We start from the raw sequence: 24340 nt of genomic DNA on the forward strand, positions 1-24340 counted from the left end.
AATGCGGGCCTTCCAGGGAGGTAGACTATGACCAAGACCAAACTTTTCGCCCTGACCGGCGCCAGCCTGCTCGGCTTGATGATGACGGCAAATGCCGTCAACGCCCAGCAGTCGGGCTATCTGTCGTTCCTCATCGACAACGGCCCGCAGTCGGTCGCCGTCGCTGAAGCATGGGTTGCCGCCTATACCGAGAAGAACCCCGACGTCACCATCGACATCGAAGTGCGCCCCGGTGGCGGCGAAGGCGACAACATCGTCAAGACCCGTCTCGCGACCGGCGCCATGGCCGACGTGTTCTTCTACAATTCGGGCTCGCTCTTCCAGGCGATCAACCCCGTCCAGAACCTGCTGCCGGTTACCAATGAGCCGTGGCAGGCTGGCATTCAGGACAGCTTCAAGTCGGTCGTTTCGGCTGGCGGCGAAGTCTATGGCACGCCCTTCGCTCCGGCCATGGGCGGCGGCATCTTCTACAACAAGCCGATCTATGAAGAGCTTGGCCTCGAAATTCCCAAGACCTGGGATGAATTCATGGCCAACAACGAAAAGATCGAGGCAGCCGGCAAGACTGCCGTGATCCAGACCTATGGCGACACCTGGAGCAGCCAGCTGTTCGTTCTGGCCGACTTCTACAACGTGCTGGCCGAAGTGCCTGACTTTGCCGAAAAGTACACCGCCAACGAAGCCAAGTTCGCCACCACTCCGGCGGCAGTCCGTGGCTTTGAAAAGCTGCAGGAAGTCTACGAAGCCGGCTTCCTCAATGCCGACTTCGGCGCTGCGACCTATCCTGATGGTCTGCGCATGGTCGCCACCGGTGAAGGCGCGCACTATCCGATGCTGACCTTCGGTATCGGCGCCATTGCCGAAACCGTTCCGGATCATCTGCAGGACGTCGGCTTCTTCGCCCAGCCGGGTGACAATGCCGAAACCAACGGCCTGACCACCTGGATGCCGGACTCGATCTACATCGCCAAGAGCTCTGCCAGCCCAGATCTCGCCAAGGACTTCGTTGGCTTTGTCGGTTCGCCCGAAGGCTGCGATATCCGCAACGAAGCCGTGGGCGCCACCGGTCCCTATATGATCGCCGGTTGCGAACTGCCTGCCGACGTTCCGCCCGCCGTGGCCGACATGCTGCCCTACTTCCAGGAAGGCGGCCACAACGGCCCGGCTCTCGAGTTCCTGTCGCCCATCAAGGGCCCGGCGCTTGAGCAGATCACCGTTGAAGTCGGTTCGGGTATCCGCTCGGCCGCTGACGGCGCCGCCCTCTACGACGAAGACGTGCGCAAGCAGGCGCAGCAGCTCGGCCTTGCCGGCTGGTAATCGTCTCTGACCCTGCTTAGGCTCCGGAGGGCCACCCCTCCGGAGCCGCAACGCATTGCGAGGTTCCCCCATGACAGCATCAGCTGTTCCTGCGCTGAAAATGCAGCGTAGGTCCCTTTACCCCGGCTGGTTCTATGCACCGGCAGCCGCGGTCTATTCCGTGCTGTTCCTGGCGCCGACCTTTGCGTCGCTCTATTTCAGCCTGACGCGCTGGACGCTGTTCGATGCCACCTTCATCGGCTTCGACAATTTCGCCCAGTTCTTCCGCGAACCGTTTCTTATTCAGGGCCTCGTCAACACGGTCATTTATGCCGTAATCACGTCGGGCCTTAAGGTCGTCATCGGCATGGCTCTCGCGGTGATGCTGACGAGCCAGATCATGGCGCGCGGCTATCTGCGCTCTGTCATCTTCTTCCCGGTGCTCGTGTCGACCATCGGCGTCGGCATGACCTTTACAGTTCTGATGCATCCGACCCTGGGCATGATCAACCAGACCCTGGCGATGATCGGCATTCAGGGGCCGGGTTGGCTCGTCGATCCCAAGCTGGCGCTGTTCTCTGTCGCTCTCGTCGACGTCTGGAAGGGCGTGGGCCTTGCCACCGTCATCTACATCGCCGGTCTCGTAGCCATCCCGAAGGACTATTACGAAGCCGCGCGCATCGACGGTGCTACCAAGCTGCAGAACTTCTTCTATGTGACGCTGCCGCTCAGCCGTCCGGCGACCGCGACCGTCATCACGCTGTCCTTCATTGGCGGCCTGCGCACCTTCGACCTGATCTGGGCGATGACCAAGGGCGGGCCGGGCTTTGCGTCCGACACTGTCGCCTCGGTGATTTACAAGCAGTACCAGGCGGGCTTCTACGGCCTCTCCACGGCCGGTAACGTCGTGCTGTTCATCCTCATCGCTGTGCTCGTCGTGCCGCTGACCATGTTCCTCAATCGCAAGCAGGGTCACGAATGAGATCGCGCGCTTCCATGTTCGGCGGTATCGCCGCCATCGCGGCCACTTTCGTGGTCTTCGTGATCCCGTTCCTGTTCATCATCCTGATGGCGTTCAAGGACAAGCAACAGTCGGCCCTGCGAGACTTCTCCTGGCCCAACGGGTTTCACCTCTTTGATAACCTCTATGAGGTGATCAAGACCCGTAACTGGATGATGATCACGGCCTTCATCAACTCCTCGCTGATCACCGTGGTTAGCGTGACGCTGCTCATCGTTCTCGCGGCCATGGTCGGCTTCGTGCTGGCTCGTCGCAAGACCCGTTGGAATGGCCTTATCGAATTCCTGATCCTGGCGGGCCTGATGATCCCGCCCGCGGTGGTGCCGACCATCTGGCTGCTGCAAGGGCTAAAACTGTTCGGGACGCTGCATGGCATGATCCTGATCCAGGTTGCCTACAACCTGCCGTTCTCGATCATTCTCTATCGCGCTTTCATCGCCACCATTCCGCGCGAGCTGGATGAGGCTGCGGTAATTGACGGGGCACGTCCGCTCGACGTGTTCTTCCGGATCATCCTGCCGCTGCTGTGGCCGGTGACGGTGACCAATATCGTGGTGCAGTCGGTCGGTATCTTCAACGATTTCACCAACCCGCTCTACTACCTGCCGGGCAACCAGAATGCGACCGTGCAGCTCACGCTCTACAATTTCCAGAGCCAGTTCAGCACGGCCTACAATCTGCTCTTCACCAATATCCTGCTCATCACCATCCCGCCGCTCATCGTCTTCATGTTCTTCAACCGGCAGATCGTCGCCGGCATGACGGCCGGCGCGGTCAAGGGCTAACAGATGCGCAATTCAACGACATTCTCACGCGAGGAGATCTGACCCATGGCTGGCTTGGAACTCAAGAATATCCAGAAGACCTACGGCAAGGTCGAAGTCATCAAGGGTGTGGACCTTTCCATCGAGGACGGCGAGTTCGTCGTCTTCGTCGGTCCCTCGGGCTGCGGCAAGTCCACACTGCTGCGCATGATTGCGGGCCTGGAAGACATCACCGGCGGCGAACTCTATATCGGCGACAAGCTTTGCAATGCTGTCGAACCGCGTGACCGCTCCATCGCCATGGTGTTCCAGTCCTATGCGCTCTATCCGCATATGACGGTCTACGACAATGTCGGCTTCGGCCTGAAGCTCGCCAAGACGCCCAAAGACGTCCGCGACCAGAAGATCCGTGAAGCTGCCCGCATTCTCAAGATGGAGCACCTGCTCGATCGCAAGCCGGGTCAGCTCTCTGGCGGCCAGCGCCAGCGCGTCGCCATCGGCCGCGCAATCGTGCGCAAGCCTGAGGTTTTCCTATTCGACGAGCCGCTGTCCAACCTCGACGCCGCCCTTCGTGTCGATACGCGCATGGAAATCGCCAAGCTCCATGCGGACCTCGGTGCGACGATGATCTACGTGACCCACGACCAGGTCGAAGCCATGACCCTGGCCGACAAGATCGTCGTGCTCGATGCTGGCGTCGTGCAGCAGGTCGGAAGCCCGATTGAGCTTTATCAGCGTCCGACCAATCTCTTCGTTGCCGGCTTCATCGGCTCGCCGAAGATGAATTTCGTCGAGGTGACTGTGGAAGCAACCGACGGCGACACCGTCACGGTTTCGAGCAAGGATGTGGCAAGTCTCCGCGTTCCGGCAACCTCGGCAGGCGCGAAGGTCGGCGACAAGCTGACCCTCGGCATTCGCCCGCATGACCTCGTTCCCGACAACAATGGCGCTATCGTCGGCCGCGTGAGCCTTGTCGAGCGCCTCGGTAACGAAACGATCGTCAACCTTGAGCTGTCGTCCGGCGCCGCCTGGCTCGCCGTGCTCGAAGGCGACCAGCCGCTCCGCGTCGGCGAAAGCCTGGCGCTCGCCGCCGAGCCGGCCAAGGCAATTCTCTTCGACAAGGATGGCAAGTCGCTGCTGGCGCCTCTCAGCTAAGAGGCAAAGAGTTTCCTCCCGACTGGGCTCCGGCATTGCCGGGGCCCTTTTTCTTTGCCGTGTCGAAACGACGAGATCCGAAGCGTCGTCATTCTGTCGGTGGCCATATTCTCCGCGACCCGCTGACACGACCTGTCACGGAATTGGCCTAAACCGTTCCGACTTGCCGCCGCGGCTGAGAGGGAGGAAATTGCTCCATCCGGCCGAAATGACCAGAAATTCAAGAGGACTAAGCAATGCGTCCCTTCCATCATCTGCTGGTGAACAACCTCGTGGCCAATGTCACGAATTTCACCGTCTGGTTTGCCGTGACCTTCTGGGTCTTCATCGAAACCCAATCGGTTTTCGCCACCGGCATGATCGCCGGCATCTATCTCGTTTTCACGGCCGCCTTTGGCATCTGGTTCGGCTCCATCGTCGACCACAATTCAAAAAGGCTGGTCATGCTGGGTTCCAGCGTGGCTTCGGGGATCTGTTACGTCGCTGGCCTGGCCACGGTGTTGCTTGAGCCAGAGGGCGCTTTCGGCAATCCCTATGGGCCCTATCTCTGGCTGTTCATCCTCGTGGTGATGCTGGGGGTCATCGCCGGCAATATCCGGTCGATCGCACTGCCGACGCTCGTCACCATCCTCATTCCCGAGGAGAACCGCGACAAGGCCAATGGTCTCGTCGGCATGGTGGGCGGCATCGGCTTTCTCACGACCTCGGTGATTTCTGGCTTCCTCGTCGCCTTCACCGGCATGCTGGGCGTGATGATCCTCGCGCTGGCAGCAACCATCCTGGCCTTCGCACACCTGTCGTTCGTGAGCCTCGATGAGGGCAGGGCGCCCGTCGACCCCGACGTTCCCAACGAGCCCAAGCGCGTCGACATCGCCGGCACTATCGCGGTCATTGCCGCCGTTCCGGGCCTCTTCGCGCTTATCTTCTTCGCAACGTTCAACAATTTCCTCGGTGGCATCTTCATGGCGCTGCTTGATGCCTACGGGCTGTCGTTGGTTTCAGTCGAAGTCTGGGGCCTGCTCTTCGGCGTCCTGTCGACAGCCTTCATTGCCAGCGGCATCATCATTGCCAAGACTGGCCTCGGCAAAAACCCGCTGCGCACGCTGCTAATGGTCAATGTCATCACCTGGGCGGTCTGCTGCGTTTTCACGCTGCAATCGTCCATCTGGCTCTTGGCTGCGGGCTGTTTCGTCTGGATGCTGCTCGGGCCCTATGCCGAAGCCGCGGAGCACACGACGCTGCAAAAAGTGGTGCCACTCGAACGCCAAGGCCGCGTTTTCGGCTTTGCCCAATCAGTCGAGCAAGCTGCCTCGCCGCTGACCGCGTTCCTGATTGGGCCGCTCACGCAGTTCGTGGTGATCCCGTTCATGACGGATGGGGCAGGGGCCCAGATGATCGGTTCCTGGTTCGGCACCGGCCCCGCTCGCGGAATTGCCCTGGTCTTCACCGTCGCAGGGTTCCTCGGGCTTCTCGTCACCATTCTGGCCTTCAACTCCCGCTACTATAGGGAGCTGTCGGCGGCTTATGCCAACAACAAGGATGATGATGAGGGTGGCGGGGCGACTGTCGCCAGCCCCGCCTGATCCTCGAACTAAGCCGGCAGCGCGTCTGCCGGCGTTTCCTTGATGGTCTTGGGCGGGAACGCCAGGGCCAGAGCCGCACCGGCAAGACCAACACCAGCCGAGGCAACATAGAGCCAGTGGTAATCACCAAAGGTGTCGAACAACCAGCCCCCGCCGACCGGTCCGAATGCCATGCCGATGGATGACGTCATGGTGATACCACCGAGAACGGTGCCCATGACATTGGGGCCGAAGTAATCTCGCGCCAGCACCGAATAGAGCGGCATCACGCCGCCATAGACGAGGCCGAGCACCACGGCCAGCATATAGAAATGCGGCAGTTCGCTCACGTAGATATAGCTATAAATTCCAACGGCTTGCAGTGCGAGGCCGAAGACGATAACGCGCTTGACGCCGATCCTGTCAGCCAAAACGCCGAAGATGACGCGGCCGAACAGCCCGGCAAAACCTTCGACGCTGTAGATGCTGGCCGCCGCCAGCGCCGAAGCGCCGCAGAGCATGGCGTAGCTCACGGTGTGGAAGATCGGTCCCGAATGGGCGGCGCAGCAAAGGAAGAAAACACCGGCCAGAATGAAGAACTGCGGCGTGCGGAAGATCGCACCCATATTGGTGGGTGTTGGTTCGGCGGGTGCTACATCGCTGCCGGGAGATGGCGCCTCGGCCATCACGGCCGGCGCGCGGCGGATCAGGAAAGCCGCCGGAATGATGAGCACTGCGGCCGCAATAGCCGTCATCATCATGGCATTGCGCCAGCCATAGTTCGCGATCAGGACAGTCGCCAGCGGCGTAATCGTCATCGGCGCGATACCGCCGCCGAGCGAGACCAGCGAAACCGCAAGGCTGCGGTGCTTGTCGAACCAACCGAGCGTCGTAGCGATCAGCGGGGCAAAGAAGGCGCCACCGGACGCGCCGATGAGACCGCCATAGGCAATCTGGAACATCAACAGATCAGTCGCGCGGCTGGCAATGAAAAGGCCGAGGCCAAGCAGCACGGCCGCGACTAAGATAACCGGACGAGCGCCAATGCGATCCGTCAGCGTGCCCCAGATAAAGCCCGCGACGCCCATGACGATGAAGCCGACCGTCATGGCACCGGAAATGCCGGCCCTGGTCCAACCGGTTTCGTCTGCGATGGGCTGAAGATAGACAGGCAGGGCAAACATGGCGCCCATAGCCAGACAGGTGATCACCGCGCCGGCGGCGACGATGACCCAACCATAATGCCGTTCCATTCCGAAGGTCCTCCACATGGAATATGCCTTCACGACGGATGAGGCGCGCGGATTTCAACACGCACAAGGAAAAATCGTGGAATGCCGAGGGATCGGCGCACAAACTTATCCACGCGAGCCCAGCAGCTTGTATCATGGCAGCCCAAAGCCCCGGTTTGGCGCGCTTTCGCACATAAAAAGTTCCATAATATATATTATGCGAAAACTGGATGTGGCGAATTGGGCGTCTCAACTGGCGCAATTTCCCATCTGGACGTTGCCCATGCAGCCCTCTCGCGACATTTCCCGCCTTATCGAAATCATGGCCGCCCTGCGTGATCCCAGTGGTGGTTGCCCCTGGGATCTCGAACAGGACTTTTCGACGATCCGCCATTACACGATCGAGGAAGCCTATGAGGTGGCCGATGCGATCGAGCGGCAGGATTTTCACGATCTCAAGGAAGAGCTCGGCGATCTGCTGCTGCAGCCGGTCTTTCACGCGCAGATGGCCAAGGAAGCCGGCCATTTCGATATCGGCGACGTCGTCTATGCCATCACCGAAAAACTGATCCGCCGCCATCCGCATGTCTTCGGCGATATCTCGGCGGACAGCGCCGCCGGCGCGCAGATAAATTGGGAAGCGATCAAGACGCAGGAACGCGCGGCCAAGGCTGCACGGCGTGGCGACGAGGTCACTTCGGTGCTCGACGACGTGCCGCAGGTGCTCCCTGCCCTGGCACGCGCCGAAAAACTCACCAAGAAAGCAGCCAAGGTCGGTTTTGACTGGCCTGACTTTGCGTCGGTGATGGCCAAGGTACAAGAGGAAGTGGTCGAGGTTGCCGAAGCGCAGGCGGCTGGTGACAACCAGGCCACCCACGAAGAGATCGGCGATCTGCTCTTTGCCGTCGCCAATCTGGCGCGCCACGCCGGGGTCGATGCCGAGGCCGCACTGCGCGATGCCAATGCCAAGTTCACCCGACGCTTCCACTATGTCGAGGCCCGCAGCCGCGAAGACGGTATCGAGCCCAAGGATGCCGGGCTTGATCGCCTCGATGGCTACTGGAACGAAATCCGCGCTGCCGACAAAGCCAAATAGGCTTCAGAGGTCGGACAGCGCGATCCGGCCGTTGAAGCGTTCAAGAAACGCCGTCTTGTGGCGCGGCTCAACGCGCACGACGTAGTCCTGGCCCCTTTCGGTCGGCTCGTCGCGCGAAATGACCTCGGCATTGGTGTGCAGCCAGCCGATATCGGCGCCGGCGCTGTGTGGCACATGCACATGATATGTCCGGCTCTGCTCGCCGAGCGAACGCTCGATGAGGTTGAGCAGATCCTCGATGCCCTGCCCCGTGTGAGCGGAGACCGGCATGCTCGCCAGCACCTTGCCGGCCGGCGCCGCCCCACCCAGCGTCACGCCGGGCTCTACCAGCAGGTCGATCTTGTTCCACACCTCGATGATCGGCGTCGTTTCCGAGGAAACGCCCAGCTCGTCGAGCACGGTAAGAACATCCTGCGCCTGGCCTGAGTGATCGGGATTAGCCACGTCGCGCACGTGCAGGATGATGTCGGCGTCGACGACTTCCTCAAGCGTTGCACGGAATGCCGCGACAAGGTCGTGCGGCAAGTCGGCAACGAAACCCACGGTGTCGCTGAGCATGACTTCGCGGCCATGCGGCAGCTCGATCTTGCGGACGGTCGTATCGAGGGTGGCGAAGAGCAGGTCTTCGGCAAACACCCCTGCCCCAGTCAGCCGATTGAACAGCGTCGACTTGCCGGCATTCGTGTAGCCAACCAGCGCTACCACGGGGATAGCAGCGCGGATGCGCTGCTGACGCTGCTGCACTCGCGTCTTCTTCACCTTGTCGAGGCGATCTTCGAGCAGCACGATCCGGTCGGTGATCTGCCGACGATCGCTTTCGATCTGGGTTTCGCCCGGACCACCCATGAAGCCAGTGCCGCCGCTGCCGCGTTGGCGTTCAAGGTGGGTCCACGACCGCACGAGGCGGCCCTTCTGGTAATTGAGATGGGCGAGCTCCACCTGCAACACGCCTTCGCGGGTCGCAGCGCGTTCGCCGAAAATTTCGAGAATCAGCGCGGTGCGGTCGAGCACCTTGGTGTGCGTCTCGCGCTCGAGATTTCGCTGCTGGATCGGCGACAAGGACGCATCGACCAGCAAAAGTTCGATATTCTCGGCCTTCACCTTGGCGGCAAGGGCCTCCACGTGACCGGCGCCCAGATAGGTCGCCGGCCGAATTTCGCGGACTTTTACGACGTCGGAAAAGATCACGTCGAGCCGAATGGCCTCGGCAAGGCCCTCAAACTCGGCCTGACGCGCATCGAGGCCGTGATAGGACGACTTTCCGCGCACATCGGGACAGACGAGCCCCACTCGTGTCGGCTGTTCCTGCCGGTCGATATAGGGCTTCGGGCCGCCCGGAAGGCGGCCATCCTCGTCGTCAAAATCGTCCATATGGTCCGTCAGTCGTGGTCGTTGTTCTGCTCGGGATCGAACAGTTGGATCGGCGCGCCCGGCATAATCGTCGAGATGGCGTGCTTATAGACCAGTTGCGACTGCGCGTCACGGCGCAGCAGCAGGCAGAAATTGTCGAACCAGGTAATCACGCCCTGCAGCTTGACGCCATTCACGAGAAAGATCGTGACCGGCACCTTCTGCTTGCGAACATGATTGAGGAAGGAGTCTTGCAGATTTTGCTGCTTCTCACTGGGCATTCAGGCCTCTTGTCGCGGCATTTATTGTCGCTGTTTTGTCGCAATCGCTTGCGTCCGGATTTTTGAAGACTGCCGCCCAGTCCCCTTCTCCCGGAATTATCATACATTATCAACTATGCCACAAATCGGCTGCGCTGCCTACCCGCGGCAAATGCATGGCACACTGCCATTTTCAGTGCTGTACTAAAGTCCAAGCGATTTGATCTTGCGATGCAATGCGCTTCGCTCCATGCCGACGAACTCGGCCGTCTTCGAAATATTGCCGCCAAATCGTTCGATCTGAGCCAAAAGATATTGCCTTTCAAAGACTTCGCGGGCATCGCGCAGCGGCAGGCTCATCAGGTGCGCCGAGGCATCGGTATCGCCCACGGTGGGCAGCACTTCGCCGATGTCGGACGGCAACATGCTGGCCGTAATGACCCCATCCTCGGGCTGCTGATCCTTCATGAGAATAAGAAGGCGTTCGATGGAATTGCGCAATTGCCGCGCATTGCCCGGCCAATCCTGTGCCTGAAGCACGGCGATTGCATCGTCACCGATGGCCATGCGCTGCAGATTGTGCATGCGGCAGATTTGTTCGATGAAGACGCTCACCAGCGGCGGGATATCCTCGCGACGCTCCTTGAGCGGCACCAATTGCACCGGCACGATGGCGAGACGGTGGAAAAGGTCCGAGCGGAATTCACCGGTTTCGGTCAGCCCCGAAACATTCTGCGAGCTCGATGAGATGATGCGCACATCGATGGGCACGGCCTGCGCGCCGCCCACGCGGTTGAAGCGATTCTCGACCAGCGTGCGCAGCAAGGCGGTCTGCACCTGGGCGGGCAGCGTCGTGACTTCGGAGAGATAGAGCGTGCCGCCATGGGCGCGTTCGAGCGCGCCGACTTCGACCTGCAACAGGCCGGACTTGTCGCGCCCTTCCCGCCCAAAGAGCACCACTGAAACTTCATCAGGCGCATAGAGCGAGGCGTTGATCTCGACAAAGGGCGCGTCATTGCGCGGGCTGCGCTGATGGATCAGGCGTGCCACAAGACCCTTGCCGGCACCCGAAGGACCGGCGATGAAGATGCGCGAATTGGTTGGCGCCGATTTGTCGATGAGCCCCCGCACCTGCTGAAGCGAGGGCGAGGTGCCCACCATATCGGCGCTCTTGGACGCCGAGCGCTCCTTGAGTTCCGCCACCTCATTGCGGAGGCGCGTCGCTTCCATGGCCCGCTGGGTGACATGCAGCAGCCGGTCGATCTTGAAGGGCTTTTCGATATAGTCATAGGCGCCGCGGCGAATGGCAGAGACGGCGGTTTCGACATTGCCGTGACCCGAGATCATCACCACCGGCATGTCCGGATGCTGGCTCTGGAATACGTCCAGAAGCTGCAAGCCGTCGAGGCGTGAACCCTGCATCCAGATATCGAGGAAGACCAGACTCGGCCGTCGGCGGGCGATTTCATTGAGGCCGCTATCGGCGTCATGCGCCTGGCGCGTCTCAAAACCTTCATCCTCGAGGATGCCGGCAATGAGATCGCGGATGTCGTCTTCGTCGTCGATGATGAGAATATCTAGAGCCATCTACTTCTGGACAATCGCTGGCACCAGCGACTCCTCCTCTTGGGGCAATTCGGGCTCGACCTGGACCGAATCGTCCTTTTCATTTGTCTTTTGCGGGGCGCGCAGGGGGAGCGTGAAGGTCACGCAGGCACCCACCCTGCCCTGTTCGTCGGGTTCGGCGTCGACCAGTTCCACGATGCCGCCGTGTTGCTCGATAATTCTGGCAACAATGGCGAGACCCAGTCCGGTCCCCTTTTCTCGTGTCGTCATATAGGGCTCGAGCAGCCGCTGCCGGTTCTCCTTGGGCCATCCCTTGCCGTTGTCGGAAACCGACACACGGGCATGATTGCCCTCGTAATGCGCTTCGACCTTGATGCCCGGCTGCCAATCCGAGCCCACGTCCAACCCCTCGAATGCCTCGACGGCATTCTTGATCAGGTTGGTGAGGGACTGCGATACCAACCGCGTGTCGAACCAGGCATAGATCGCTTCATCGGGCAATTCTGTGGCAATGGCAACTTCCGGCAGGCGTACACTCTCGAGAAAAACAGCTTGGCGGATGGTATCTGACAGATCAGCACGCTCGGGCGCGGCTTCCGGCATGCGGGCGAAGGCAGAAAACTCGTCGACCATCCGACCGATATCGCCCACCTGGCGCACGATCGTATTGATGCACTTGTCGAAAACATCGCGATCGTCTTCGAGCTTGGCGCCATAGCGGCGGCGCAGACGCTCGGCCGAAAGCTGGATCGGGGTCAGCGGGTTCTTGATTTCGTGGGCAATGCGGCGCGCCACGTCAGCCCAGGCGCTGGTGCGCTGGGCGGATTCGAGATCGGTGATGTCGTCAAAAGTCAGCACATAGCCCTTGGACTCGGTGATCGAACCTTCGCGGGTGAGCTGAATCTGGTAGATGCGCCGGTTGGTCTCATTACCCAATTGGATCTGGTCGCGCACCTGCCCCCGCCGGGCGGAGCGCGCCTTCTCGATGGTCGGGGCGATCTCGGGAAGAATTTCTTCCATAGGCTCGCCCATCATCTCGACCTCGGTTTTCCCGAGCATCTGGCAGGCGCGCGCATTGACCAGCGTCACGGCGCCAAAGGGATCTAGACCCACGATGCCGGCCGACACGCCTTCCACCACGGCCTCGGTGAACTGCCGGCGCTTCTCGTTGACTTCGTTGGCCATGAGCAGCTCTTCGCGCTGCGTCTTGAGCTGCTCGGTCATGCGGTTGAAGCCGTTGGAGAGATCGCGGAAGTCGCCTCGTCCAGCCTGTACCGGCACCCGCACATCGAGGTCGCCGCCGCTGACCCGACGCGAGGCGATCATGAGATTTCGGATCGGGTCCACGAAGCGGTTGGCGAGCGCAATACCGATCCACAGCGCCGCGAGCAGCAGCACGACCACCAGACCGACATACATGATGGTAAAGGTGATCTGGAAGACCAGGCGATTGGATGCGTACTGACGATATTCCGTGATATTATCGTCAGTTAGACGCATGTATTGAAGTACTTCCGCATCCACGGGACGCGCCACGAAGAGGAAGACGTCATCATAGCCGCGCAGCTTGATGACGGAACCCACGAGGTTGGTGCTGCCGGGCGAAATCGCCGTGGGAATGCCTTCGACGACGCCCTGAGTGATGCCTTCGGGGAGGCGTGGATAGCCACCGGCAACGTTGATCTGGGCCCGCTGCAACATATTCCCCCCGCCATCGATCAGCGCGGTGAAGGGCAGCGAACGCGTTACAGCCAGCGCCGTTAGAATACGCTCGAAGCGCGAGGGATCGTCGATATAGGTCGCGTGCGATTGCTCAAGCTCGGTCGCAACCCAGATGATATCGTCGCGCAGAACCTGAGCATGCTCCAGCATATAGGATCGCGCCACAAGCCGACTGCTTTCCACCATGGCGCGGGTGCGCTCGGAGAACCACTGGTCGAGGCCCTGGTTAAGTGCAATCGTCGCGACGATGGCCACGAGAACAGCCGGGATGCCAGCAACCAGCGCAAACATCGCCACCATGCGCATCTGCAGCGCCGAACCGGGCACGCGCTGGATCCGCGCCTGAACGAGCAGCACCGCCTCGGTCACCACCAGCGCTAAAACCAGCAGCACCAGAATACCGGTAGCGACCCAGATCACCGTCCATATTTCGGCCGAAGGCTCGATATTGGTTGTGCCGGAAAGGATGAGGAACGACACGGAGGACAGCAGAACGGAAGCAAACACGACCAGGAAGCCGAGCACGCGCAAGGGACCATTCCCCTCGGCGGAGAACAGCGAACGTCCTACACTCGTCCTCGCCATGGGTTTGGCGGGGGCGTCGATGTCTCGGCTAACCGCCTCAGTCATGCAATACTCGGTATGCTCCGGCTTTCTGTTCCAGCAAAGGCACCACTGCGTAACGCAAATTGAACGCAATTGCTGCTTTAGGCCGCAAAGCCTGACCCAATTCGCCGGACCCTTCAAGATAATTGTTGCCGAAATGTGACAGTGCACCCCCGCGGGGGGCAAAGTTCGTCACTGGACAATGGCATCGGGCACGGGCAAAGAGGGCCGAAATCGCCCCGCGAGCCTCCCGTGACCACGCCGTCCCTGACCAGTACCGACACTGCCAGCCTCAAGGGCATGGCCATGGGCATTCTCGCCTATACGCTGTTCGCCGTGCACGACGCCTTTATCAAGGGCATCATCCATGCGCTGCCGGCCGCCCAGATTTTGTTCGTGCGCGGCGTGATCATCGTCTTGCTGTGCATGATCATCGGCCGCAGCTTTCTGTTCGGAAAACTCTGGGCGTCGTCCAATCGCGGCATGATCCTGGGCCGGGGCCTGCTCACACTCGCCGCCTGGGTGATGTACTACAGCGCCGGCCGCGACCTGCAACTGGCCGAGATGACGACGCTCTATTACTTCGCGCCGGTGCTCACCACAGTTCTCGCCGCCATCTTTCTCAAGGAGCGCCTGACGCTCGCGCGGGTCGGTGCGGCATCGATCGGCTTTTTTGGCGTTATCGTGGCGGCCAATCCCGGCGGTTTCACACTGAGCCTGCCCGTCATCATGGTGCTTCTGGCAGCCTTGAGCTGGGCCATCGCCATGATCCTGATGCGGACCATTTCAAAATCCGACAGCGCACTTGTGCAGGTCTTTGCCCAGAACCTCATTCATGCTCTCGTCATGGGCGTCGTCAGCATTCCGTTCTGGCAGGGCATGGGCTGGCAGGAATTGCTGTTCATCGTCGCCGCGGGCATCATCGGCGGCGGGGCCCAGTTCATCCTGGTCGAGGCCGCCAAGCTCGTCCCCGCCAGTGTTCTCGGCACGGTCGAGTATGGCGCCCTCATTTGGGCCTTCGTCTTCGGCTTTCTCTTTTGGGGCGAAACGCCCCTACCCTCGGTCTATACCGGTGCTGCGCTGGTCATCGCCGCGGGGCTGATGCTTGCCTGGACAGAGCACCGCACCCGCCGCAATCAGATGCGGCGCTAGTTGCGCCGGCTGTGCTTGACGATCTCGATCGAGTGCGTCCGGATCTTCTTGCGCAGCGTATTGCGGTTCAGCCCGAGAAGGTCGGCCGCCTTGATCTGGTTACCGCCGCAGGCATTGAGCGCCATGGCGATCAGCGGAGCTTCAACTCGGTCGATCACGCGCTGATAGAGCCCTGCGGGTGGCAAGTTCGGCTCATATTCGCGCAAGAGCTGCCCAACATGGCTTTCGACGGCCGTTGAAACATCTACCGGGCCGGTGGCGGCCGTGACGGTGGGGCGGTCGGCGATATTGAGTTCGTTCTGCACGATCTCGGCCGAAATGCTTTCGTCGGCATAGAGCGCCGACAGGCGACGGACGAGGTTTTCCAGCTCGCGAATATTCCCGGGCCAGGAATAGTTCTGCATCAACCGGATAGCGTCGGAAGACAGCGTCTTGGGCGCCTCGCCCTCGCGTTCCGCAGCACGCAAGAAATGCTGCACAAGGTCCGAAATATCATCGATGCGCTCGCGCAGCGGCGGCAGGCGGATCGGCACAACGTTGAGGCGGTAGTAAAGGTCTTCGCGGAACAGCCCCTGCCGGATCATCTGGCTGAGATCGCGGTGCGTGGCGGCAACGATGCGGACATTGGTCTTGATGGCATTGCGGCCACCAACCATCGTGTATTCGCCTTCCTGCAATACGCGCAGCAGGCGCGTCTGGGCGTCCATCGGCATATCGCCGATTTCGTCGAGGAACAGCGTGCCACCCTCGGCCTGCTCGAAGCGGCCGGACGAACGGGTATTGGCCCCGGTAAAGGCGCCCTTCTCATGACCGAAAAGCTCGGCTTCTATGAGGTCGCGGGGAATGGCGGCCATGTTGATCGCAACGAATGGCCCATTGCGGCGCTTACCAAAATCGTGGAGCGCCCGCGCCACCAGTTCCTTGCCGGTGCCGCTCTCGCCGGTGATCATCACCGTAAGATCCGTCTGCATCAGGCGCGCCAGCGCGCGATAAATGTCCTGCATCGCCGCCGAACGGCCGACGAGCGGCATGGTGTCGCCCGCTTCCTCGACCTTGCGCTCGGCACTGGCCGGCTTCTTGGCGTCGGCCAGGGCGCGCGAAACCACGGAAAGCACTTCGGTGATATCGAACGGCTTTGGCAGATACTCATAGGCGCCGACTTCCGAAGCCCGGATCGCCGTCATGAAGGTGTTCTGCGCCGACATCACGATCATGGGCAGATCGGGGCGCAGCTTCTTGATTTTTGGCATCACCTCGAAGGCATTGCCATCGGGCATGGCGACGTCGGTGATCAGCACATCGCCCTCGCCGCGGCTCACCCAGTTCCACATGGTCGAGATATTGCCGGTCGGGCGCACTTCATAGCCCGCGCGGGTCAGCGCCTGGTTGAGCACCATGCGGATGGCGGCATCGTCGTCAGCGAGCAAAACGACATGGCTCATTTCGTCGATACCTCATACGAACTTTGTTGGAAGGCGCCGCTGGCAACCGGTAGCAGAATGCGGAAGCGCGTCCGGCCCGGACGGCTGTCGCAGTCAATCACTCCGCCATGATCGCCCACGATCTTTGCCACGAGCGCCAGGCCCAGGCCCGAGCCATTGGTCTTGGTGGTCACGAAGGGATCGAAAAGGAACGGCAGGGTGTCAGGCGACACGCCAGGACCATTGTCCTCAATGACGATCTCGAGCGGCAGCGAAATGCGCTCGGCGACACCGGCTACGCTGATGCGGATACCCGGACGGAAGGCCGTCGACAGTCGAATTTCCGGTTTCTGAGTTCTTTCAAGCGCTTCTGCCGCATTCTTAACGAGATTTAGGAAGACCTGAATGAGCTGATCGCGATTGCCGAAGACCGGCGGCAGCGAGGGATCGTATTCTTCGAAGAAGGTAATACCGCGCGCCACGCCATTGCGCGCCAGCAGTTTTACCCGGTCGAGCACGACGTGAATGTTGATCGGCTCGCGTTCCATCGGGCGCTCGTCACCAAACACCTCCACGCGGTCGATCAGTCCCACAATGCGGTCTGTCTCCTCACGGATCAACCGCGCCAACGGGACCTCGTCGCTCGAAACCGTCTGCTCCAGCAGCTGGGCCGCGCCACGAATGCCCGAGAGCGGATTCTTGATCTCATGTGCCAGCATGGCCGCCAGGCCGGTCACCGAGCGCGCCGCGCCGCGCGACACCATCTGCCGGTCGATCTTGTCGGCCATGGTGCGTTCCTGGATCAGCAGGGCGACACGACCATCGACATCCGACAGCGGGCTTGCAAAGACGTCGGCAATGCGTTCATCGCCAAAGCGGGAGGAGCCAATGCGCACACGATACTCCGTCATCGGCGCCCGGCGCTGCACGACGGTCTCGACCAGAGAAATGATTGGCGAACCGAAGGCAATCAGATCATCCAGCTTCTGCCGTGTGAGCACGCTCAGCGAAGCTCCGAAAAAGGCCTCGGCCGCATAGTTCACGAACTGGATCTTGTGCTGCTCGTCGAGCACGATGATCGGCTGCGGCAGGGCCTGCAAAACCGAGCGGGACGGCAGTGTATCGGGGGCCGATATGGCAGCACTCATGCGGCCACTCTCCATTCAGGCGAAAATACCCGGCCGATCAGGTCGATGACCTCGGCCGGTTGGTCATTGTTGAGAAGGGCCGTGCGGGTCGGCTTGTCGAGTTCGAGATTGGCCGCCTCGGCATACCAGTCGAGATGTTTTCGCGCCGCGCGGGAGCCGACTTCGGTGCCGTATTCCACGAGCATCTCTTCGTAGTGGGCCTGGATCAGCGCGATCAGCTCGGCGGCCTGCGGCGCATCCTGCGGCGTTTCGCCTGCCAGGGTCGCGCCGATCTGCCCAACGCGCCACGGGCGTCCCTGCGCTCCGCGTCCGAGCATCACTGCGGCGGCACCAGACTGCTCCAGGGCAGTTTGGGCGCTTTCGGCATCCAGAATGTCACCATTGACCACGACAGGCACCGGCACAGCCTCCACGACCGCACGCACCAGTTCCCAGCGGGCAGCGCCCTTGTAGAACTGCTGCCGAGTCCGGCCATGCACCGTGATCATCTGCGCCCCGGCATCGACCGCCATACGCGCAATCTGCGGCGCATTGAGGCTATCGTCGTCCCAACCGAGCCGCATTTTCACGGTGACCGGTAGATTGGTGGCGCCAACGACCGCCTCGACAATCGCAAGCGCCTGGTCCGGCACGCGCATCAGCGCCGATCCGGCATAGCCATTGGTCACGCGCTTGGCCGGGCAACCAAAATTGATGTCGACGATATCCGCCCCTGCCCCTTCGGCAATGCGAGCGCCTTCGGCCATCCAGCCGGCTTCGCAGCCGGCCAATTGCACCATGTGCGGAAGGTCGCCAGCGCGGCGCAGCTTTCGCACCATATCGGCATGGCCGGTCCCAAGCGCAGCGCTGGCGATCATTTCGGACACGACCATGCCTGCTCCATGGCGCTCCGCAATCTCGCGGAAGGGGCGGTCGGTGATTCCGGCCATGGGGGCAAGGAAGGCGCGGTTGCGGACAGCATGCCCGCCAATGCTCAATGTAAAGGCATTACCCGACAACGACTGCCCCAGAAATGGTCAATTTATAGAAGGTGCCCGCACAATAATCATTTTGAGGCGTGGCGCAACTGTTAAGGCCCCCGCGCCAGGTGGGAACCAGCGCTGCTCTTGCCGCATGCCAAGGCGGAGGCTAGACCAATCAGATAAACGACGGTCCGAGTTGCCCCTGCCTATATGTCTACGCGTCCAAAATTCATAGCCGCCATCATTGTTGCCGCCGGAAAAGGCGAGCGCGCGCAAACAGGGGATTTTGCCGAACCCAAGCAATACCGCCGCGTCGGCGGTCGCCCGGTTCTGGCGCGTACCGTCGACGCTTTCCTTGCCCATCCCGGCATTTCGGCCGTTGTTCCGGTCATCCACCCGGACCACGCCGAGCGCTATCAGGCACTGGGCCTTGCGGACGAGCGCCTGCGCGATCCCATACCCGGCGGTGCCAGCCGCCAGGCATCGGTACTCGAAGGCCTAAAGGCTATTGCAGCGCTGCGGACGGACCTCGTGCTGATCCAGGATGCAGCGCGGCCTTTCGTCACTGTCGAGCAGATCGACGCCGTGATTTCGGCCCTCGCCTCGCATGATGGCGCTCTGCCCACCCTGCCGCTGACCGACACGATCAAGCGCGCGCCGGATGGGCAAGTGGTGCTCACGACCGAAGACCGCCGCACGCTCTTTGCCGCCCAGACGCCGCAGGGTTTTCGTTTCGGCCAGATGTTTTCCGCTCACATGCGCGCCGCGACCGTGCGCCGCGAATTCACCGACGATGCGGAAATCGCCGAATGGGCCGGTTTACGCGTCGCCATGACCGCGGGCGACCGCGACAATTTCAAAATCACGCATCCGGAAGATTTTCGACGGGCAGAGCGGCATATTTCAGGAGACAAGGCGATGGAAACCCGCGTCGGCACCGGCTTTGACGTTCACCCCTTCGAACCCGGCGATGCGGTCTGGCTCGGCGGCGTGCGCATCGAGCACACGGCCAAGCTGGTCGGCCATTCCGACGCCGACGTGGCTCTCCATGCCCTTACGGACGCCATTCTCGGCTCAATCGGCGAAGGCGATATCGGCGTTCACTTCCCGCCCAGCGACATGCAATGGCGCGGCGCGGCCTCCACGCTCTTCCTCAAACATGCCGGCGACCTCGTCGCAAAACGCGGCGGACGCATTGTCAATCTCGATGTGACCATCGTTTGCGAAGCACCGAGGATTGCCAAACACGTTCCGGCGATGTGCACTGTGATTTCCCAGACTCTGGGGATCAAGCCGGATCGCGTGGCGATCAAGGCGACAACGAGTGAGAGGCTCGGCTTTACCGGGCGGGAGGAAGGTATCGTGGCCATGGCAAGTGCAAGCGTCGAAGTACCGAGGGATGAGTAGATGGCCAAATCCCCTCAGCCCAGCATAGGCAAACGCATCATCGACCTGCTGCGTGACAGCAACAAGACAATCGTCACGGCCGAAAGTTGCACGGGCGGCCTCATCGCCGCCGCGCTCACCGACATTCCCGGGGCCTCCGCGGCGCTCTATGGCGGGTTCATCACCTATTCCAACACGGCCAAGGCCCGTATGATCCAGGTGCCGCAGCGCCTGATCCACGACTATGGGGCAGTAAGCAACCAGGTCGCCCGCGCCATGGCCGACGGCGCCCGCAACACGGCCCGCGTCGACATCGCCGTTTCAGCCACCGGAATCGCCGGCCCCGATGGCGGCAGCGAGAAAAAGCCCATCGGCCTCGTCTATGTCGCAGTCTCGACCGATCTCGCAACCGTCGTCATCGAGCACCGTTTTGGTGACATCGGCCGCGACGAGGTGCGCAAGGCAACAGTGAACGCCGCGCTTGACCTCGTAATGCAGGTGCTGACGAGCGACGAAGATTAGGTTCTAGCCGCCGTAGCGCCGGTCAGCCTCGTCGGCGAAGGATTGCATGATTTCGTCCTGCTTGGCCGCAAAGGCCGGCTCGGCGACAGCGGCAATCAGCGGGTTTGAGATCTTGAAATCGATCTCGAAGCGCACGCGCGTGCCCTGCCCTTCGGGCTCAAAACTCCAGACGCTGTCGAGGTAGGCAAAGGGACCGTCGACGGCCCTGGCGGTAATGGTCAACGCTTCCGGATCGACCGTAACCCGGCTGGTATAGGCCTGAGTGATCGGCCCGAAGCTCAGTGTCATCCGGGCCAGACGCACATCCCGCCCCCGCGCCGCCGGATCGGGACGAACCTCCATCGCCTTGCAGTTGGCGATGAATTCCGGATAGCGCTCCAGGTCCGCCACGATCTCGAACATCGGCCGAGGCAGGTGCGGCACATGCCGCTCGAAAAACCGCTTCATCAGTGCCCCAGCTTGGCCAGGCGTGCCGCCTTGAGTTCCGCGAAGTCTTCGCCGGCATGGTGCGACGAACGCGTCAGCGGGCTCGACGACACCAGCAGGAAACCCTTGGCATTGGCGACGGTGGCGTAGGACTTGAATTCTTCCGGCGTCACAAAGCGCTGTAGCGGATAGTGCTTCTTGGTGGGCTGCAGGTACTGGCCGATGGTCAGGAAATCGACATCGGCCGAACGCAGGTCGTCCATGAGCTGCAGAACTTCGTTCCGCTCTTCGCCGAGGCCAACCATGATGCCGGACTTGGTGAAGATCGACGGATCGATTTCCTTGACCCGCTGCAACAAACGGATCGAGTGGAAGTAGCGGGCGCCCGGACGCACCTTCAGATACTTCGACGGCACGGTTTCGAGATTGTGGTTGAAGACGTCGGGCTTCGCGGCCACGACGATCTCCAGCGCACCATCCTTGCGCAGGAAGTCTGGCGTCAGGATTTCAATCGTCGTCTTGGGCGTCGCCGCGCGAATGGCAAGGATCACGTCGGCAAAGTGCTGCGCGCCACCATCGGCGAGATCGTCGCGGTCCACCGAGGTGATAACGACGTGTTCAAGGCCGAGCTTCGCCACGGCCCTGCCCACATTCTCCGGCTCGTTGGGATCAAGCGCCGTCGGCATGCCGGTGCGCACATTGCAGAAGGCACAGGCGCGGGTGCAGATTTCGCCCATGATCATCATGGTCGCGTGCTTCTTGCTCCAGCACTCGCCGATATTGGGGCAACCAGCTTCCTCGCACACCGTGACGAGATTGTTCTCGCGCACGATCTGCTGGGTTTCCTTGTAGACCGGCGAACCCGGCGCCTTCACACGGATCCAGTCGGGCTTGCGCAGCACGATGCTGTCCGGCCGATTGGCCTTTTCCGGGTGGCGCGGTTTTGCAACCGAATTGTCGATGAGCGTGACCATGATAGTCCTGTCTGGGGCTTGCCCCTATATCGCTCCCTTGAGCTGTCGGTTCAACCCGACCTTAGTGATAGGCAGGCTTGCGTGAAAGTTAGCCTAAGACCTCGGAGATCTCGGTCCAGTCGCCCCCACGCGAGGCCGAGAGAATGCTTGTCTGCACCAGTGCCAGCGAGCCGAGATTGTCCTCGCCAGAACTGAAGCCGACAGGCACCTTGCCGGTCGCGATAACGCCGGCAATGGTATTGAGCGTGCCGCGTCGATCAGGGAATTCGACCGCCTCCAGCTTGACGGGCACCGGCTTCTCGTCGAGCCTCTGAAGCGTAACAACATCCGGACCGGTCTTGTCGCGGAAATGGTCGCGCGAGGTCCAGTGAATCTGGCCTTCCGCCGCGTCCATCACCCATTCGCCGGCCCATGGGGTCACTGGACCAGAATTCATCCAGCTCGCGCGGTAGGACACCATTGTGCCCTTGGAGAATTCGATCAGCGCCGCCCCACTCGGATGGAAATGGAATGGGCTGCCCGGCGGATTCCAGGTGCGGCACGAAAGCCGGACCGGCTCGTCATTAAGCACATAGCGCATCAGGTCGAAGTGATGGATCGACATGTCTGCAAGCAGCGGATCGGGCATATCCCAATAGCGATAGCCCTGGCTCGGGCCGTGCCGACGGAAGTCGAGCGACACCATGTTCATGGCGCCAAAGGTATTGTCCGCGATCAGCTTGGCTGCGGCGATCGGCGCGGGCTGGTGGCGGTAGTTCTGGCTCACCATCAGTACCTTGCCCTGCGCCTTGGCGAGAGCCACCAGTTCCTTGCCCTGGGCAATGGTCGTGGTGAAGGGCTTTTCGACGATGACGTTGTAGCCGAGTTCCAGGCAACGCTTCACGACCGGATAGTGCGCTTCGGTCCGCAGCGTACAGATCGCCAGCACGGCATCGGTACGCTTGGCAGCCTCGTCGAGGCTCGAGAAACACAGTTTTGGATCAATCCCCAGCTCGGTCTGGACACGGGCCGTCGCGTCGAGGCTAGTATCCACATAGCCCACCATCTCAATGGTGGGAACATTGGGGATAACTTCCTTGGACCAGCTGAAACCCCAGTGTCCAAGGCCGATCTGAATTGCTTTCACCATGTGGATAACTCCTCTGGTTTTAGACTCTGCCACCCCATCACCGGGTCATTCCCGCGAAAGCGGGAATCCCTGTTTTGGCTCCCGGAGATTCCCGCTTTCGCGGGAATGACACCGAGGGGACACGAACGATCAGATGTTCAGCGCGCGCCCGTATGCGTCGAGCACGCTTTCCTTCATCGTTTCGCTCAGCGTGGGATGCGGGAAGATGGTGTGGATGAGTTCTTCTTCGGTGGTTTCAAGGTTCATCGCGACGACGAAACCCTGGATGAGTTCAGTCACTTCGGCACCAATCATGTGAGCGCCGAGGAGCTCCCCAGTCTTGGCATCGAAAATGGTCTTAACGAGGCCGTCGGGTTCACCCAGCGCGATAGCCTTGCCATTGCCCACGAACGGGAAACGGCCAACCTTGATCTCGCGCCCTGCTTCCTTGGCCTTGGCTTCTGTCAGGCCAACACTCGCCACCTGCGGCTCGCAATAGGTGCAACCCGGAACCTTCAACTTTTCGAGCCCGTGGACCTTCAAACCGGCAATCTTCTCGACGGTGATGACAGCTTCATGCTCGGCCTTGTGCGCCAGCATCGGCGGGCCGGCGACGTCGCCGATAGCCCAGATGCCATCCACATTGGTCTTGCCATAGGCATCAATAACGATGGCGCCGCGCTCGGTCTTCACACCGACCGTTTCGAGGCCCAGGCCTTCGATATTGCACTGGACGCCAACCGCCGAGATCAGCTTGTCACCAGCAATCTGCTGGGTCTTGCCGTCCTTGGTTTCGACGTGGGCTACCACGCCGTCCTTGGTCTTCTCAACCTTGGCGACCTTCGCTTCCGTGAGTATCTTGATGCCGCGCTTTTCCAGGCGCTTGCGCGCCAGAGCCGAGATTTCGGCGTCTTCCACCGGCAGAATCTGCGGCAGCAGCTCGATGACAGTCACTTCGGCGCCCAGCGAGCGGTAGAAGGAGGCGAATTCGATGCCGATAGCACCCGAACCCATGACCACCAGCGACTTCGGCATGGTGGCAGGCTTCAGCGCTTCGAAATAGGTCCAGATCTTGTCGCCATCGGGCTCGATGCCCGGCAGCACGCGCGGACGCGCACCGGTGGCGATGATGATGTTCTTGGCCTTGTAGGTGCCATCGCCGAGAGCGTTCTTCGGCACGGGGCCCTGCGGCTGCACGATGGGCTTCTTCGAAGCAGCAACCTTGATCTCACCCGGCTTGGTGATCGTGGCTTCGCCCCAGATGATGTCGATTTTGTTCTTCTTCATCAGGAACTGCACGCCATTGTTCATCTGCGCTGCAATGGCGCGCGAACGCTTGACGATGCCGTCGATGTCGAAGCCGAACTTTTCGGCGGTCAGGCCGTAGTCCTTGGCATGACCCATATGGCCGTAGATTTCGGCCGAGCGCAGCAGCGCCTTGGTCGGGATACAACCCCAATTGGAGCAGATGCCAGCCATGTGCTCGCGCTCGACAATGGCAACCTTCATGCCAAGCTGCGCGCCACGGATGGCGGCAACATAACCGCCGGGACCGGCGCCGATGACGAGAAGATCGTATTGGTCAGCCATGAGGGCCTCCAGAAAATAGTC

21 protein-coding genes are annotated in these 24340 nt (G+C 61.2%); 9 read left to right on the plus strand and 12 right to left on the minus strand.

Going from position 1 to position 24340, the window contains the following annotated elements; translation table 11 throughout:
- The first annotated feature begins 27 nt into the window (after window positions 1-27).
- The 5 genes from J7557_RS04395 (at window position 28) to J7557_RS04415 (ending at window position 5819) form a co-directional block, all read left to right on the plus strand.
- The gene (locus J7557_RS04395; protein ID WP_291417675.1) at window positions 28-1317 is read left to right on the plus strand and encodes an ABC transporter substrate-binding protein; all 1290 of its coding nucleotides are present in this window, start codon (window positions 28-30) and stop codon (window positions 1315-1317) included.
- Between the two features lie 70 nt (window positions 1318-1387).
- Entirely contained in the window at window positions 1388-2278 is an 891-nt protein-coding gene (locus J7557_RS04400; protein WP_291417677.1) for a carbohydrate ABC transporter permease, read from the plus strand.
- Window positions 2275-3102 (plus strand): carbohydrate ABC transporter permease, encoded by an 828-nt coding sequence (locus J7557_RS04405; protein WP_291417678.1) that lies wholly within the window; start codon window positions 2275-2277, stop codon window positions 3100-3102. The genes J7557_RS04400 and J7557_RS04405 overlap by 4 nt, the downstream gene beginning before the upstream one ends.
- A gap of 45 nt (window positions 3103-3147) precedes the next feature.
- The gene (locus J7557_RS04410; RefSeq protein WP_291417680.1) at window positions 3148-4236 is read left to right on the plus strand and encodes an ABC transporter ATP-binding protein; all 1089 of its coding nucleotides are present in this window, start codon (window positions 3148-3150) and stop codon (window positions 4234-4236) included.
- A 236-nt stretch (window positions 4237-4472) separates the two neighbouring features.
- Window positions 4473-5819 carry an MFS transporter gene (locus tag J7557_RS04415; RefSeq protein ID WP_291417681.1) on the plus strand — a complete coding sequence of 449 codons (1347 nt, stop codon included), beginning with the start codon at window positions 4473-4475 and terminating at the stop codon, window positions 5817-5819.
- A gap of 8 nt (window positions 5820-5827) precedes the next feature.
- On the opposite strand, the gene J7557_RS04420 is transcribed toward J7557_RS04415, so the two are convergent.
- Window positions 5828-7051, minus strand: a complete 1224-nt coding sequence (locus J7557_RS04420) for an MFS transporter (RefSeq protein ID WP_291417682.1) — start codon at window positions 7049-7051, stop codon at window positions 5828-5830.
- 262 nt (window positions 7052-7313) lie between these two features.
- Here J7557_RS04420 and mazG point away from each other — a divergent pair, with 262 nt between their 5' ends.
- Window positions 7314-8126, plus strand: a complete 813-nt coding sequence (gene mazG / locus J7557_RS04425) for a nucleoside triphosphate pyrophosphohydrolase (RefSeq protein ID WP_291417684.1) — start codon at window positions 7314-7316, stop codon at window positions 8124-8126.
- Window positions 8127-8129: 3 nt separating this feature from the next.
- Here mazG and hflX read toward each other — a convergent pair whose 3' ends face one another.
- From hflX to J7557_RS04445, 4 genes are all read right to left on the minus strand, one after another.
- Entirely contained in the window at window positions 8130-9497 is a 1368-nt protein-coding gene (gene hflX / locus J7557_RS04430; RefSeq protein WP_291417686.1) for a GTPase HflX, read from the minus strand.
- Window positions 9498-9505: 8 nt separating this feature from the next.
- Window positions 9506-9757 carry an RNA chaperone Hfq gene (gene hfq / locus J7557_RS04435; RefSeq protein ID WP_035078721.1) on the minus strand — a complete coding sequence of 84 codons (252 nt, stop codon included), beginning with the start codon at window positions 9755-9757 and terminating at the stop codon, window positions 9506-9508.
- 183 nt (window positions 9758-9940) lie between these two features.
- Entirely contained in the window at window positions 9941-11323 is a 1383-nt protein-coding gene (locus tag J7557_RS04440; protein WP_035078723.1) for a sigma-54 dependent transcriptional regulator, read from the minus strand.
- A complete protein-coding gene (locus J7557_RS04445; RefSeq protein ID WP_291417689.1) occupies window positions 11324-13654 on the minus strand; it encodes a PAS domain-containing sensor histidine kinase in 2331 nt (776 codons plus the stop codon). It lies immediately after the preceding gene.
- Between the two features lie 228 nt (window positions 13655-13882).
- Here J7557_RS04445 and J7557_RS04450 point away from each other — a divergent pair, with 228 nt between their 5' ends.
- Window positions 13883-14782 carry a DMT family transporter gene (locus J7557_RS04450; RefSeq protein WP_291417691.1) on the plus strand — a complete coding sequence of 300 codons (900 nt, stop codon included), beginning with the start codon at window positions 13883-13885 and terminating at the stop codon, window positions 14780-14782.
- Here J7557_RS04450 and ntrC read toward each other — a convergent pair.
- Genes ntrC through dusB form a run of 3 tightly spaced genes read right to left on the minus strand, consistent with a single transcriptional unit; the run spans window position 14779 to window position 18349 of the window.
- Complete coding sequence (gene ntrC, locus J7557_RS04455; protein WP_291417693.1) at window positions 14779-16224, minus strand: nitrogen regulation protein NR(I); 1446 nt, start codon at window positions 16222-16224, stop codon at window positions 14779-14781. The two genes, J7557_RS04450 and ntrC, sit on opposite strands and share 4 nt — an antisense overlap.
- Window positions 16221-17351, minus strand: coding sequence for an ATP-binding protein (locus J7557_RS04460; RefSeq protein WP_291417695.1), 1131 nt, complete (start codon window positions 17349-17351; stop codon window positions 16221-16223). Before J7557_RS04460 ends, ntrC begins: the two co-directional genes overlap by 4 nt.
- Window positions 17348-18349, minus strand: a complete 1002-nt coding sequence (gene dusB / locus J7557_RS04465; protein WP_291417697.1) for a tRNA dihydrouridine synthase DusB — start codon at window positions 18347-18349, stop codon at window positions 17348-17350. Before dusB ends, J7557_RS04460 begins: the two co-directional genes overlap by 4 nt.
- Before the next feature lie 174 nt (window positions 18350-18523).
- Here dusB and J7557_RS04470 point away from each other — a divergent pair, with 174 nt between their 5' ends.
- On the plus strand, window positions 18524-19720 hold the full coding sequence (locus tag J7557_RS04470; protein ID WP_291417699.1) for a bifunctional 2-C-methyl-D-erythritol 4-phosphate cytidylyltransferase/2-C-methyl-D-erythritol 2,4-cyclodiphosphate synthase: 1197 nt from the start codon (window positions 18524-18526) through the stop codon (window positions 19718-19720).
- Window positions 19721-20221, plus strand: a complete 501-nt coding sequence (locus J7557_RS04475) for a CinA family protein (RefSeq protein WP_291417702.1) — start codon at window positions 19721-19723, stop codon at window positions 20219-20221. It abuts the gene before it with no gap.
- A gap of 3 nt (window positions 20222-20224) precedes the next feature.
- Here the strand turns inward: J7557_RS04475 and J7557_RS04480 are convergent, their stop codons facing one another.
- The 4 genes from J7557_RS04480 to lpdA all read right to left on the minus strand — a co-directional run bounded on the left by J7557_RS04480 (window position 20225) and on the right by lpdA (window position 24319).
- Window positions 20225-20668, minus strand: a complete 444-nt coding sequence (locus J7557_RS04480; protein WP_291417704.1) for a type II toxin-antitoxin system RatA family toxin — start codon at window positions 20666-20668, stop codon at window positions 20225-20227.
- Complete coding sequence (gene lipA, locus J7557_RS04485) at window positions 20668-21621, minus strand: lipoyl synthase (RefSeq protein WP_291417728.1); 954 nt, start codon at window positions 21619-21621, stop codon at window positions 20668-20670. The genes J7557_RS04480 and lipA overlap by 1 nt, the downstream gene beginning before the upstream one ends.
- Before the next feature lie 88 nt (window positions 21622-21709).
- Window positions 21710-22750 (minus strand): Gfo/Idh/MocA family oxidoreductase, encoded by a 1041-nt coding sequence (locus tag J7557_RS04490; RefSeq protein WP_291417730.1) that lies wholly within the window; start codon window positions 22748-22750, stop codon window positions 21710-21712.
- A gap of 129 nt (window positions 22751-22879) precedes the next feature.
- Window positions 22880-24319, minus strand: a complete 1440-nt coding sequence (gene lpdA, locus J7557_RS04495; RefSeq protein WP_291417732.1) for a dihydrolipoyl dehydrogenase — start codon at window positions 24317-24319, stop codon at window positions 22880-22882.
- Window positions 24320-24340: the final 21 nt, after the last annotated feature.

This window comes from Devosia sp., from assembly GCF_017744655.1.
GTDB lineage: Bacteria > Pseudomonadota > Alphaproteobacteria > Rhizobiales > Devosiaceae > Devosia.

Bases quoted from the DNA above. Each gene is read 5' to 3' on its own strand.
- J7557_RS04395 (WP_291417675.1), top strand. From the start codon at position 28: ATGACCAAGACCAAACTTTTCGCCCTGACCGGCGCCAGCCTGCTCGGC.
- J7557_RS04400 (WP_291417677.1), top strand. From the start codon at position 1,388: ATGACAGCATCAGCTGTTCCTGCGCTGAAAATGCAGCGTAGGTCCCTT.
- J7557_RS04405 (WP_291417678.1), top strand. From the start codon at position 2,275: ATGAGATCGCGCGCTTCCATGTTCGGCGGTATCGCCGCCATCGCGGCC.
- J7557_RS04410 (WP_291417680.1), top strand. From the start codon at position 3,148: ATGGCTGGCTTGGAACTCAAGAATATCCAGAAGACCTACGGCAAGGTC.
- J7557_RS04415 (WP_291417681.1), top strand. From the start codon at position 4,473: ATGCGTCCCTTCCATCATCTGCTGGTGAACAACCTCGTGGCCAATGTC.
- J7557_RS04420 (WP_291417682.1), bottom strand. From the start codon at position 7,051: ATGGAACGGCATTATGGTTGGGTCATCGTCGCCGCCGGCGCGGTGATC.
- mazG (WP_291417684.1), top strand. From the start codon at position 7,314: ATGCAGCCCTCTCGCGACATTTCCCGCCTTATCGAAATCATGGCCGCC.
- hflX (WP_291417686.1), bottom strand. From the start codon at position 9,497: ATGGACGATTTTGACGACGAGGATGGCCGCCTTCCGGGCGGCCCGAAG.
- hfq (WP_035078721.1), bottom strand. From the start codon at position 9,757: ATGCCCAGTGAGAAGCAGCAAAATCTGCAAGACTCCTTCCTCAATCAT.
- J7557_RS04440 (WP_035078723.1), bottom strand. From the start codon at position 11,323: ATGGCTCTAGATATTCTCATCATCGACGACGAAGACGACATCCGCGAT.
- J7557_RS04445 (WP_291417689.1), bottom strand. From the start codon at position 13,654: ATGACTGAGGCGGTTAGCCGAGACATCGACGCCCCCGCCAAACCCATG.
- ntrC (WP_291417693.1), bottom strand. From the start codon at position 16,224: ATGAGCCATGTCGTTTTGCTCGCTGACGACGATGCCGCCATCCGCATG.
- J7557_RS04460 (WP_291417695.1), bottom strand. From the start codon at position 17,351: ATGAGTGCTGCCATATCGGCCCCCGATACACTGCCGTCCCGCTCGGTT.
- J7557_RS04470 (WP_291417699.1), top strand. From the start codon at position 18,524: ATGTCTACGCGTCCAAAATTCATAGCCGCCATCATTGTTGCCGCCGGA.
- J7557_RS04475 (WP_291417702.1), top strand. From the start codon at position 19,721: ATGGCCAAATCCCCTCAGCCCAGCATAGGCAAACGCATCATCGACCTG.
- J7557_RS04480 (WP_291417704.1), bottom strand. From the start codon at position 20,668: ATGAAGCGGTTTTTCGAGCGGCATGTGCCGCACCTGCCTCGGCCGATG.
- lipA (WP_291417728.1), bottom strand. From the start codon at position 21,621: ATGGTCACGCTCATCGACAATTCGGTTGCAAAACCGCGCCACCCGGAA.
- J7557_RS04490 (WP_291417730.1), bottom strand. From the start codon at position 22,750: ATGGTGAAAGCAATTCAGATCGGCCTTGGACACTGGGGTTTCAGCTGG.
- lpdA (WP_291417732.1), bottom strand. From the start codon at position 24,319: ATGGCTGACCAATACGATCTTCTCGTCATCGGCGCCGGTCCCGGCGGT.